General features: G+C 71.0%; 9 protein-coding genes. 1 reads left to right on the top strand and 8 read right to left on the bottom strand.

Features of this window, described 5'->3' with window-relative positions; all coding sequences use genetic code 11:
* Positions 1-22: 22 nt before the first annotated feature.
* Positions 23-2407, bottom strand: a complete 2385-nt coding sequence (locus ACZ4Z5_RS11865; RefSeq protein ID WP_468260279.1) for a TraR/DksA family transcriptional regulator — start codon at positions 2405-2407, stop codon at positions 23-25.
* 548 nt (positions 2408-2955) lie between these two features.
* On the opposite strand from ACZ4Z5_RS11865, the gene ileS reads away from it, so the two are divergent.
* A complete protein-coding gene (gene ileS, locus ACZ4Z5_RS11870; RefSeq protein WP_468260282.1) occupies positions 2956-6099 on the top strand; it encodes an isoleucine--tRNA ligase in 3144 nt (1047 codons plus the stop codon).
* Between the two features lie 442 nt (positions 6100-6541).
* Here ileS and ACZ4Z5_RS11875 read toward each other — a convergent pair whose 3' ends face one another.
* The 7 genes from ACZ4Z5_RS11875 to ACZ4Z5_RS11905 all read right to left on the bottom strand — a co-directional run bounded on the left by ACZ4Z5_RS11875 (position 6542) and on the right by ACZ4Z5_RS11905 (position 12549).
* Positions 6542-7639: a DivIVA domain-containing protein gene (locus ACZ4Z5_RS11875; RefSeq protein WP_468260284.1), complete on the bottom strand. Its 1098-nt coding sequence runs from the start codon at positions 7637-7639 to the stop codon at positions 6542-6544.
* A gap of 49 nt (positions 7640-7688) precedes the next feature.
* Positions 7689-7985 (bottom strand): YggT family protein, encoded by a 297-nt coding sequence (locus tag ACZ4Z5_RS11880; RefSeq protein WP_468260287.1) that lies wholly within the window; start codon positions 7983-7985, stop codon positions 7689-7691.
* 68 nt (positions 7986-8053) lie between these two features.
* Entirely contained in the window at positions 8054-8659 is a 606-nt protein-coding gene (locus tag ACZ4Z5_RS11885) for a cell division protein SepF (protein WP_468260290.1), read from the bottom strand.
* Between the two features lie 140 nt (positions 8660-8799).
* Positions 8800-9519 (bottom strand): YggS family pyridoxal phosphate-dependent enzyme, encoded by a 720-nt coding sequence (locus tag ACZ4Z5_RS11890; RefSeq protein ID WP_468260293.1) that lies wholly within the window; start codon positions 9517-9519, stop codon positions 8800-8802.
* A 6-nt stretch (positions 9520-9525) separates the two neighbouring features.
* Positions 9526-10254: a peptidoglycan editing factor PgeF gene (pgeF, locus tag ACZ4Z5_RS11895; protein ID WP_468260295.1), complete on the bottom strand. Its 729-nt coding sequence runs from the start codon at positions 10252-10254 to the stop codon at positions 9526-9528.
* Complete coding sequence (gene ftsZ / locus ACZ4Z5_RS11900) at positions 10251-11462, bottom strand: cell division protein FtsZ (protein ID WP_468260298.1); 1212 nt, start codon at positions 11460-11462, stop codon at positions 10251-10253. The genes pgeF and ftsZ overlap by 4 nt, the downstream gene beginning before the upstream one ends.
* 277 nt (positions 11463-11739) lie before the next feature.
* Positions 11740-12549 carry a cell division protein FtsQ/DivIB gene (locus tag ACZ4Z5_RS11905; RefSeq protein WP_468260301.1) on the bottom strand — a complete coding sequence of 270 codons (810 nt, stop codon included), beginning with the start codon at positions 12547-12549 and terminating at the stop codon, positions 11740-11742.
* Positions 12550-12592: the final 43 nt, after the last annotated feature.

Below are 12592 nucleotides of genomic sequence, written 5' to 3' on the forward strand. Positions count from 1 at the left end.
ACGGCACGCAGATGGCAAGAGGTCAGCCGCGTCGCTCCTGCTTCTGCTTGCATTCCACACAGAGGGTGGCGCGGGGGAACGCCTGCATACGAGCCTTCCCGATGGGGTTGCCGCAGTTCTCGCACAGCCCGTACGTCCCCGTGTCCAGCCGCCCGATCGCACGTTCGACCTGGGTGAGCGTCTCGCGGGCGTTGGCGGCCAGCGCCATTTCATGCTCCCGCGTGATGTTCTTGGTTCCGGTGTCGGCCTGGTCGTCACCCGCACCGTCACCGGAGTCCCGCATCAGCCCCGACAGGGCGTCCTCGGAGTGCCTGAGCTCGGTACGGATCCGCTCCGCCTCACCGGTCAGCTCGGTCCGGGCCTCGTCGACCTCCTCCACCGTCCAGGGGTCCTCACCCGGCCGTACGGCCAGCTCCCCCGGTTCGACCGCCCCGACGATCCGGGCCGTGGACAGCTGTGAAGCCGCCGCAGCGCCCTCCGTGACCGCCGTCGCCCCACCCACGGTCTTCTTCGCAACCACAGTCCTGGCTCCCGTCTGCTTCGCGGCCGCGGCCGCACCCGTCTTCCCGGTCACCCCGGCCTTGCTCCTGACGGCCCGGGCCTTCCCGTCGGCCTTCACTCCCGGCTCCGCAGTGCCCTCGACGGCTCCCGACGCCTTCGCGCCGACCGCCGCGGCCCTCCGTGCCAGACCGGCCTTCCTCCCAGTCGTGCGCGGGCCCGTCCTGCGCGCGGTCGCCGTCCCTCCGTCCCGCGGCTCCGCGGCGGCGGTCCCGCCGACACCCGTGTCGTCGGCGACCGTGCCGACGGCCGTCTCCACCGCCCCCTGCGCCGTACGTGCCGTGCCCGAAGCAGGCTTCCCAGCGGCGGCCCGCTCTGCACCTGTCTTCTTCCGGGCAGGGGGCCTTGCGGATGACTCGGGGGAGGTCTTTGCGGACGTCTTGACAGGTGCCTTTGCGGTCGTTCTTACGGACGTCTTGGCGGGCGTCCCTCCGGAAGTCCTGGTGGATGCCTGCGTAGTCGCCTTTTCGGGGGTCTTGGCGGGTTCCTCCACGGAAACCTTCGCGGACGTCTTCGCGCGTTCCTCCGTGACCGCCTTCGCGGACGCCTTGGCAGGCGCCTCCGTGGCCGTCTTCGCGGACGCCTTGGCAGGCGCCTCCGTGGCCGTCTTCGCGGACGCCTTCGCAGGCGCCTCCGTGGCCGTCTTCGCGGACGCCTTCGCAGGTACCTCCGTGGCCGTCTTCGCGGACGCCCTCGCAGGCACCTCCCTGACCGCCTTCACGGACGTCCTCGCGGACGCTTTCGCAGGCGCCTCGGCTGCCGTCTTCGCACGTGCCTCGGCGGACGTAGCGGCGGCTTCCTTCTCAGGCGCCTTCACCGACGTCTTCCCGCGCGTCTTCCCGCCCGGCCCGGCCGGTTCCGCCCCGGGCCCCGGCTCCTCCGTGGCCGCAGCGGAGGGCTTGCGGACAGCCTTTCCGCCCGCCGCCTTCTTCGCGGAAGCCTTGCCGGAGGCTGCCTTCTTCTCAGACGCCCCCTGCTTGAGGGCCTTCTTCTTCTCCGGCTTCTCCGGCTTCTCCGGCTTCTCCTCCGAGGCCTGCTTCCCCCCGGCGTCCTGCTTCCTCTCGGCGCCCCGCCTCTTCTCCGCGCCCCGCCTCTTCTCCGCGGTCTTCCCGGCCTCGGGAGCCTCCACGGCGGCTGCACCGACTGCCTCCCCGGCCGATGCCTTCCCTGTGGCCTTCTTCCTCGTGGGCGCCTTCTTGGGTGGCGCCTTCCCGGGAGGTTCCTTGTTCGCGGCCGGTTCGCCCTGGGACGCCTTCCTCGCAGCCGTCCTCCCGGACGGCTCCTTCGAGGCTCCCGGGGCCTCCTTGGCAGCCGCCTTCCCTGCGGTCATCCTCCCCGCGCTCTTCTTCACCGCGGGCTTCCCGGAGGCCTCCTTCCCGGCACCCACCCTGCCCCGGGACTCCTTCGGCTCCTCGGACTCGTTCGGCTCCCGCGCCGAGACCTCGCCCACGGCCTGCTTCCTCGCCTGCGGCTTCTTCCGGACGGGCTCGTCGGCGGATGCGCCCGCCGTCACCGTCCTCCTCCGTCCCGCCGGCCGCCCTCCGGATCGGGCCGTATCCCCGGCACCATCCCCGGCAACGGGCACCGCCTCCTCCGCCGCCATCCTCCGTGTCGCCTTGCGCTCCACGGCCGTGCCGTCCCGCGCGGCCTTCGCGAGGGACCCCGTGCCCGCCGATGCCTCCCGCAGGGTGGTCCCGCCGCCCGCGAGCCGTCGGGCCGGCGCGACGGCGTCGGCGCCCCGGGACAGGGCCGCCGGTGCCCCCTTCACGCGTGTGGATACGGCCGCCTCGTCCGTGGCGGTGGATCTCATGGACGCAGACTTCGTTGCGGCGGTCTTCTTCGCCACCATGCCGCGGCCCCTTCACATATTGTGATCTTGCACGCGAACCGTGCTGGGACGATAAATCGACCCCAGCCCTGCGGCAACGGGGCACGCCGCCCAGCGGCGTGACCTCGTGCGCGACGCGTCGAGCCTGCCTCGGTTGTGCCCAGCTCGACGCCCGGTAATCCGGACCGGATACCCCACGGTGACCCACCCGCCCCGGCTGTGCCATTCGAGTCAGCGGGGGCGGGCTCCCGAAATACGGTCGGCCGCCCCGCCGGGCGGCCCGTACACTGGGCGAAGCGAAAGGCGTGGATGGGGACGAGTAGCGTCGTACGCAGCCAAGAGCGACCCGGGGACGGTGCGAGCCCGGGGGCGAGCGCGATGTGAAGCATCACCCCGGAGCTGCCGGAAGAAAGCCGCGGGCGTGGCCCACGGGGAGTAGAACCGGTGTCGCGACCCCAATGAGCGGGCGGTGTGGCATGTACGCCGCCAAGGAGGGTGGTACCGCGGGAGCGCACAACGGCTCTCGTCCCTCCGACGGAAGTGACACAGTCCGTTGGAGGAGCTCGTCGATGACCCCGCCGCAGTACCGTCAGGTGCCCGCCCAGGTCGACCTCCCCGCGCTCGAGCACGCCGTGCTCGACTTCTGGCGCGAGGCGAAGGTCTTCCAGAAGTCCCTTGAGCAGTCCGAGGGCCGCCCCGAGTGGGTGTTCTACGAGGGCCCGCCGACCGCGAACGGCATGCCCGGAGCCCACCACATCGAGGCCCGCGTCTTCAAGGACGTCTTCCCGCGGTTCCGCACCATGCGCGGCTACCACGTGGCCCGCAAGGCCGGCTGGGACTGCCACGGCCTGCCGGTGGAGCTGGCGGTCGAGAAGGAGCTCGGCTTCAACGGCAAGCAGGACATCGAGGCGTACGGCATCGCCGAGTTCAACGCGAAGTGCCGCGAGTCGGTGACCCGCCACACGGACGCGTTCGCCGAGCTGACCACCCGGATGGGCTACTGGGTCGACCTGGACGACGCCTACCGGACCATGGACCCGGAGTACGTCGAGTCCGTGTGGTGGTCGCTGAAGGAGATCTTCGACAAGGGCCTGCTGGTCCAGGACCACCGTGTCGCCCCCTGGTGCCCCCGCTGCGGCACCGGACTGTCCGACCACGAGCTGGCGCAGGGGTACGAGACAGTCGTCGACCCGTCGGTCTTCGTGCGGTTCCCGCTGACCTCCGGCCCGCTCGCCGGCGAGGCCGCGCTGCTGGTCTGGACGACCACCCCGTGGACCCTGGTGTCCAACACCGCCGTCGCCGCGCACCCCGCCGTCCGCTACGTCGTGGCGACGAACGGTGAGGAGAAGCTGGTCGTCGCCGAGCCCCTGCTGGCGAAGGCCCTGGGCGAGGGCTGGGAGGCCACCGGCGAGTCCTTCACCGGCGCCGAGATGGAGCGCTGGACCTACCGGCGGCCGTTCGAACTGGTCCCCTTCGACGCGCCCGCCCACTTCGTCGTCAACGCCGACTACGTGACCACCGACGACGGTACGGGTCTGGTCCACCAGGCCCCGGCGTTCGGTGAAGACGACCTCCGGGTCTGCCGGGCGTACGGCCTGCCGGTGGTGAACCCGGTCCGCCCGGACGGCACCTTCGGGGAGGACGTGCCCCTGGTCGGCGGGGTCTTCTTCAAGAAGGCCGACGAGGCGCTGACCAAGGACCTCGACACCCGCGGCCTGCTGTTCCGGCACGTGCCGTACGAGCACAGCTACCCGCACTGCTGGCGCTGCCACACCGCGCTGCTCTACTACGCCCAGCCGTCCTGGTACATCCGCACCACCGCGATCAAGGACCGGCTGCTCGCCGAGAACGAGAAGACCAACTGGTTCCCGGACTCGGTCAAGCACGGCCGCTTCGGCGACTGGCTGAACAACAACATCGACTGGGCGCTGTCCCGCAACCGCTACTGGGGCACCCCGCTGCCCGTCTGGCGCTGCGAGGACGACCACCTCACCTGCGTGGGCTCGCTCGCCGAGCTGAGCCAGCTGACCGGCACCGACCAGTCGGGCCTGGACCCGCACCGGCCGTACATCGACGCCGTGACCTTCGACTGCACGCACGAGGGCTGCTCCCTCGAAGCGGTGCGCGTGCCCGAGGTCATCGACGCCTGGTACGACTCGGGCTCGATGCCGTTCGCGCAGTGGGGCTACCCGTACCGCAACAAGGAGATCTTCGAGAGGCGCTACCCGGCGCAGTTCATCTCCGAGGCCATCGACCAGACCCGCGGCTGGTTCTACACGCTCATGGCGGTCGGCACCCTCGTCTTCGACAGGTCGTCGTACGAGAACGTGGTCTGCCTCGGCCACATCCTCGCCGAGGACGGCCGCAAGATGTCCAAGCACCTCGGCAACATCCTCCAGCCGATCCCGCTCATGGACCAGCACGGCGCCGACGCGGTCCGCTGGTTCATGGCCGCCGGCGGCTCCCCCTGGGCGGCGCGCCGCGTGGGCCACGGCACCATCCAGGAAGTCGTCCGCAAGACGCTCCTCACCTACTGGAACACCGTGGCCTTCCAGGCCCTGTACGCCCGTACGTCCGGCTGGGCGCCGTCCGCGTCCGACCCGGCCCCGGCCGACCGACCGCTGCTGGACCGCTGGCTGCTCGGTGAGCTGAACGCGCTGGTCGACCAGGTCACGCAGGCGATGGAGGCGTACGACACGCAGCGGGCCGGCAAGCTGCTGTCGGCGTTCGTCGACGATCTGTCGAACTGGTACGTACGGCGTTCGCGCCGGCGCTTCTGGCAGGGCGACGCGGCCGCGCTGCGCACCCTGCACGAGGTCGTGGAGACGGTCACCCGGCTCATGGCCCCGCTCACCCCGTTCATCACCGAGCGGGTGTGGCAGGACCTCGTCGTCCCGGTCACCCCGGACGCGCCGGAGTCGGTGCACCTGACGTCGTGGCCCGAGCCGGACCTGGCCATGGTCGACCCGGAACTGTCCCGGCAGATGGCCCTCGTCAGGCGTCTCGTCGAGCTGGGGCGTGCGACGCGTGCCGAGTCCGGTGTGAAGACCCGGCAGCCGCTGTCCCGCGCGCTGGTCGCCGCGGCCGGCTTCGAGGCGCTGTCCCCCGAGCTGCGGGCCCAGATCACCGAGGAGCTGAACGTCTCCTCGCTGGCCTCGCTGTCCGAGGTCGGCGGCTCGCTCGTCGACACGACGGCGAAGGCCAACTTCCGTGCGCTCGGCAAGCGCTTCGGCAAGGGCGTCCAGGCGGTCGCCAGGGCGGTCGCCGAGGCCGACGCGGCTGCGCTGTCGCTGGCACTGCGCGAGGGGAACGCCTCCGTGGTCGTCGACGGGGAGACCGTGTCGCTGGCCCCCGACGAGGTGATCATCACGGAGACGCCCCGCGAGGGCTGGTCGGTGGCGTCCGACTCGGGTGCCACGGTCGCGCTGGACCTGGAGATCACTCCGGAGCTGCGTCTCGCGGGTCTGGCCCGCGACGCCATCCGGCTGATCCAGGAGTCCCGCAAGAACAGCGGCCTCGACGTCTCGGACCGGATCGTCGTCCGCTGGTCGTCCGCCGACGCGGACACCACGGCGGCCCTCCTCGAGCACTCCGCGCTCATCGCGGACGAGGTGCTCGCCGTGGACTTCGCCCAGGGCAACGCCGACGACTCCTTCGGCGCCCCCTTCTCGGACGAGGGTCTCGCACTGACGTTCCGCATCCGTAAGGCGTAATCCACCGGTGAGGGGCCCGGCCGTTCCGCCGGGCCCTTCGCCGTACCCGGCCCCGCCCAGGCACCCGGGCCCCTGCAGGCACCCGGTCATCCCGCCACCCACCGACAGACGCCCGACCTCCGACGCCCGACGCCGAGCATGGGCAGGGCCCGAGGTCTCCGTCTCCCATTGCCCCGCACCTGCCGCCGACGTCCCCGGAGCGTTCCCGGGCGCCGTACCGTCCGCGGGCGACCGGAGCGAGCCAGTCCGCCGCCCGAGCCCGGAAACTGTTCGTCCGTACCCCCCGGCTGTCGGAACTCGCCGCCGAGAACGCGGGCCGCTCCCCGTTCCCCGGTCCGCCGCGGTGGCACGGCGCCGACGGACCGGGACACGCCGAAAAGGGCCGGGCCCGGGACTGTGTCCCGGGCCCGGCCCTATGGAGCTGCCGACAGTTACGAGGGCGTCAGTTGTCGTCCTCGTCGATCAGAAAACCACGCATGGGCGACGGCGCCTGCGGCATCGGCTGGGGCGCCTGCGGACGCACCGGTGCCATCGGCTGGGTCATCGCCGGCGACATCTGCTGCTGGCCGCCGTAGGACGGGCCGCCCGGAGGCTGGTTGTGACCGCCCATGGCCGGGTTGCCGCCCATGGTGTGGCCCATGCCACCCGCACCGGCCGGCGCCATGGAGCCGCTCATCTGCGGAGCAGGCGGCAGCGACGGGGCGGCGGGACTGCGCGGCGGGGCCAGCGACTCGTCGCCCTGGCTCTCCAGCTGGCGCAGCTGGCTCTCCAGGTACGACTTCAGACGCGTGCGGTACTCGCGCTCGAAACCGCGCAGGTCATCGACCTTGCGCTCCAGCGTGGCACGGGCGGACTCCAGGGAGCCCATCGCGACGCGGTGCTTCTCCTGCGCGTCCCGCTCCAGCGCGTCGGCCTTGGCGCGGGCGTCCCGCTCCAGGCCCTCGGCGCGGCTGCGCGCCTCGCCGACGATCTTGTTGGCCTCGGAACGGGCCTCCGCGATCGCCTGGTCGGCGGTCTGCTGGGCGAGGGACAGGACGCGTGCGGCGCTGTCGCCGCCGGGACCCTGCTGAGGCATCTGCGGGCCACCCATGGGGCCACCCATCGGACCGCCCATGGGGCCACCCATCGGACCCTGGCCCATCGGACCCTGACCCATCGGACCCTGACCCATCGGACCGGGACCCTGCGGACCCTGACCCATCGGACCGGCCGGCAGCTGAGGAGCTCCACCCGGCAGCTGGGGGGGACCCATCTGCGGGGGCTGCTGCTGGACCGGCGGACCCGATATGGCGGCGGGCACGGGCGCGCCGGGCCTGTCCTGCGGCTCCGGCTTGCGCATGGCCTGCTGCTGCTGGTTCTGCGCGGCGGCACGGGTCGCTGCGGCCAGCTTGGCCCGCAGGTCCTCGTTCTCGCGGAGCAGGCGGGTCAGTTCGGCTTCGACCTCGTCGAGGAAGGCATCGACCTCGTCCTCGTCATAGCCTTCTCGGAGGCGGACGGTCGTGAACTGCTTGTTCCGCACGTCCTCGGGGGTCAGCGGCATCTTTCCTTCACCTCTACGTAGTCGTCGGCAGTCGGCAGGACCGTATCGCTCATACGCTGCTCGCAGCTGATCGCACGATGTTCAGCAGCAGGAAGGCGATGATCATCAGAACGAAGAAGGACAGGTCGAGTGCCACGCCCCCGAGACGCAGCGGCGGGATGAACCGCCGCAGAAGCTTGAGCGGTGGATCGGTGACAGTGTAGGTGGCCTCCAGAACGACCACCATCGCCTTCCCGGGTTGCCATGAACGGGCGAACTGAAAGACGTAGTCCATGACGAGCCTGAAGAACAGCACGACGATGAAGCAGAGCAGCACGTAGTAGACCACTAGCAGCGCGACGCCCATCTCCGTGCTTCCCTCTCCCCTGGCTCTTGCCTCCGGCCTGGTGACCGGTTCGTTCCTGGTGTCGTGTCTCAGCTTTGGTTGAAGAAACCGCCCTCTGCGATGCGGGCCTTGTCCTCCGCCGTGACATCGACGTTAGCAGGCGACAACAGGAACACCTTCTGCGTAACCCGCTCAATGCTGCCATGGAGACCGAAGACGAGTCCCGCGGCAAAGTCGACAAGTCGCTTTGCGTCCGTGTCGTCCATCTCCGTGAGGTTCATGATCACCGGGGTCCCCTCACGGAAGTGTTCCCCGATGGTACGGGCCTCGTTGTAGGTCCGGGGGTGCAGCGTGGTGATGCGGTAGGGCTCCCGCTCGGACACGACCTTGGGCATGATCACCGGTGCGTTCTTCTCCATGCTGGGGCGTTCGGGTGTGATGGATGCCACGGGAGCGATACGGGCCGGACGTCCGCTTTCCACCGGAAGGGAAAGAGGCTCCCGTGGCGCGGGGGGCTGGGCAATCCGTACCGGTTCGTCCCGCTCCGCGTGATGTGCGGGCTGGTGCCGCCGCCGGTCGCGCTCGGGCTCCGGCTCGGGTTCGAACTCGTCGTCGGGGTCGAACCCCGGGCCGTCGTACCCATCGTCCTCCACGAGGCCGAGGTAGACCGCCATCTTGCGCATCGCGCCGGCCATGCTCCGATTCCTCCGCTCTGTGGTGGATCGCCCCGTCGACGATGTCACCGCGGCACCAGGTGCCCGCGATCCACTCGGTCTGCCCGCTCATATACGGGAATGACCATATTTTCTACTGTGGTGCGACTTGCTTCGCGACGTTACCCGAGCCGGGGTCGGACTCCGAGTACCGCCGTACCGACGCGTACATGTGTCGCTCCGGCCGCCACGGCCACCTCGAGGTCCCCGCTCATCCCCGCCGAGACCATGGTTGCAGCCGGATGGGCGGCGCGCAGGCCGGACGCCAATTCCACGAGCCTGTCGAACGCGGCGCGTTCACGCCCCGCGTACGGGCCGGCGAGCGGCGCGACGGTCATCAGACCGTCCAGTCGCAAACCGGGCGCGTCCGCCACAAGCCGGGCCAACTCCTCGATTCCCTCGGGTGACACGCCGCCGCGCGCGCCGCGTTCACCCGATTCGGCGTCCAGCGCGACCTGGAGCAGACAGCCGATCTCGCGCTCCGCACGCTCCGCCGCCGCCGAGAGTGCGGTGACGAGCCGGGGACGGTCGATCGACTGCACGACATCGGCATAACCGGCCACGGAACGGACCTTGTTGGTCTGCAACTGACCGACGAAGTGCCAGGAAAGAGACAGATCGGCGCAGGCGGCGGCCTTGGGCGCGGCCTCCTGGTCGCGGTTCTCCGCGACGTGCCGGACCCCGAGGCCGTGCAGCAGGCGGACGTCCTCGGCGGGGTAGGTCTTGGTGACCACGATCAGGGTCACCTCTTCCCGCTTGCGGCCGGCCGCGGCGCAGGCGGCGGCGATCCGCTCCTCCACCCGCGCCAGGTTCCCGGCGAGTTGTGCCCTGCGGTCGGTCATGTCGTATCAGTCCAGCCAGACATATCCGGCGAGCCGCCCGGTGGTGCGGTCGCGGCGGTACGAGAAGTGGTCCCGGGACTCCAGGGTGCACACCGGCGACCGGTCCAGGTCCCGGATGCCGAGCGCGGCGAGCTGGGCGTGCACCCCACCGGTGACGTCCACGGCCGGGGTCCCCCAGCTGGTCTCCGACCAGGCCTCGGGAACCACCGCGGCGACGTCGGCGCGCATCCGGTCGGGCACCTCGTAGCAGCGTCCGCAGACCGCGGGCCCGGTGCGGGCCACGATCCGGGCCGGGTCGGCGCCCAGCTCGCGCATGGCTTCGACGGTCGCGGGCACGATCCCGGCGACCAGGCCGGGACGCCCGGCGTGCGCGGCGGCCGCGACCCCGGCGATCGGATCGGCCAGCAGGACGGGGGTGCAGTCGGCGGTCAGGACGGCGAGGGCCAGGCCCGGGCGCGTGGTCACCACCCCGTCGACCGGGGGGACCTCTCCGTCGGCCCAGGGCCCGGCGACCTCGGCGACGTCGTTGCCGTGCACCTGGTTCATCCACACCACGGCGTCCGCGCCGAGGCCGAGGGCCTGGGCGGCACGGACGCGGTTGGCGCGCACCGCGGCGGGGTCGTCGCCGACGGCGCCGCCGAGGTTGAGCTCCTCGTACGGAGCGGCGCTCACCCCGCCCCACCGGTCGGTGAAGGCGAAGTGGGCGCCGCTCTCGGTCGTGTGCGTGGCTATCACTTCAGGAAGTCCGGTACGTCCAGCTCTTCGGCCTGGCTGTCCTGATAGGGCCGGGCCACCGGGACCTGCGGCTGGGGCGCCGGGGCGGCCGGGGCCTCGCTCACCGGCAGCGGCTCCACCGGAGCGGCGAGGTCCTCCCGGGGGCCGACCGTGCCGAGTCCGCCGAGCGGACGGGACGCGGAGTCGGCCGAGCGGACCGGGGCGGGCTCCTCGCGCTTGGTGGACGCGGCGCCGATCACGTTGTCGCGCCGGGCCGGCGGCTGGCCGCCGTCGAAGCCGGCGGCGATCACGGTGACCCGCACCTCGTCGCCGAGGGCGTCGTCGATCACGGCGCCGAAGATGATGTTCGCCTCGGGGTGCGCCGCCTCGCTGACCAGCTGGGCGGCCTCGTTGATCTCGAAGAGTCCGAGGTCGGAGCCGCCGGAGATGGAGAGCAGCACACCGCGGGCACCGTCGATGGACGCCTCCAGCAGCGGCGAGGAGATCGCCATCTCGGCTGCCGCGACCGCGCGGTCGTCGCCGCGCGCCGAGCCGATGCCCATGAGGGCCGAGCCGGCCTCGGACATCACCGACTTCACGTCGGCGAAGTCGAGGTTGATGAGACCCGGGGTGGTGATGAGGTCGGTGATGCCCTGGACACCGGACAGCAGGACCTGGTCCGCCGACTTGAACGCGTCGAGAACGCTGACCTGGCGGTCCGAGATGGACAGCAGCCGGTCGTTGGGGATCACGATGAGGGTGTCGACCTCTTCACGGAGGGCCGCGATGCCGTCCTCGGCCTGGTTGGCCCGCCGGCGGCCCTCGAAGGTGAAGGGCCGGGTGACCACGCCGATGGTCAGCGCGCCGAGCGAGCGCGCGATGTTGGCCACGACGGGGGCGCCGCCGGTGCCGGTGCCGCCACCTTCGCCGGCGGTGACGAAGACCATGTCGGCCCCCTTGAGGACCTCCTCGATCTCCTCACGGTGGTCCTCTGCCGCCTTGCGACCGACGTCCGGGTTGGCTCCGGCCCCGAGGCCGCGGGTGAGTTCGCGGCCGACGTCGAGCTTGACGTCGGCATCGCTCATCAACAGGGCTTGCGCGTCAGTGTTGATCGCGATGAACTCGACGCCCTTGAGACCGACCTCGATCATTCGGTTGATGGCATTGACACCACCGCCGCCGACACCGATGACCTTGATGACTGCGAGGTAGTTCTGCGGTGCTGCCACGTCGAAGGCCTCTCGCCTCGAGTTACGGGTCGCCGCTTCACGTGTGCCGTTCCGCGACGACGGATGCCGATAGGGACGGTCCGAAACGCCGACCCGAACCCTAACGTTGAAGTTTAGGGTTACCAGTGTGTCCGTTCGCTGGACTCTTCCGAACGAGACACTAAGTCGACAAGTGGCGCGCGTACAACGAACACGCCGAACCTCCCGTTTTTCTTTTCACCCTATGTGATCACCCGTAGCGCTGGCCAACCAGGGTGCTGGCCTGGGGATATGTCCGTCAACTTCCCGATACGGCCGGGGCGGTGGGAGCACTCACATCGAAGTACCGTGCGCCGGGTACCGCTTTGGTCAGGGCGAGGAGGGAACGCGCTTTCGCCGGGCCGTTCTCACTGCTCCCCCAGCGGACCGTACGCCCCTTCGTCAACTCCAGGGAGATGGAGTCGAAGGAGCGGACCCGGACGGCACGGGTGTCCGCGGCGACCGGGCCGGGCAGGTCCCGGGTGACCTGCACCGCCTCGCGCACCAGCCCGTCGACGCCGAAGCGGCGGAGCCCCGGCGAACGGACCGGATCGAGTTCGAGCAGCGGCACGCCCCGGGGCGCCCGGCCCGTCGTCGCATACGGGACGCCCTCGATGTCGACTTCGGTGAACTTCTCGCCCTTTTCGATGACCAGGACCGGTTTGCGCTCGGTCACTTCCAGAGCGATTCCGTGCGGCCATGAACGACTGACGTCCACCGAGGCGATACGCGGGAGTTCGCGCAGCAGCCGCTCCTGCACCGCGTCGACGTCGACGGACACCAGGGGCGAACCGGCCGGGACGGCTGCGACGGTCTCTACCTCGCGGGGCGTCAGGACGTCGGTGCCGTCGACCGACACCCGCTGGACGCGGAACCAGGAGGAACCGTAGAGCACCCACACGACGCCGGACGCGAGGGCCACCGCACCGATGCCCAGCAGCAGGGTGCGGGCGGCGGGGAGCCGGAACCGGCGGCCGTCGCCACCGCCGGTTCCGGGCGCCCGGGAACGACCGGAGTCCGGCTCCGCCGCTCTGCCCGATCCGCGCCGTGCGGTCGTCGGTCCGGCCACTCCCATCGCCTCCTGCCGTCTCGGTTCCTCCCCGGCCGCTCGC

The sequence above is a fragment of the Streptomyces sp. NPDC030222 genome, assembly GCF_055573115.1.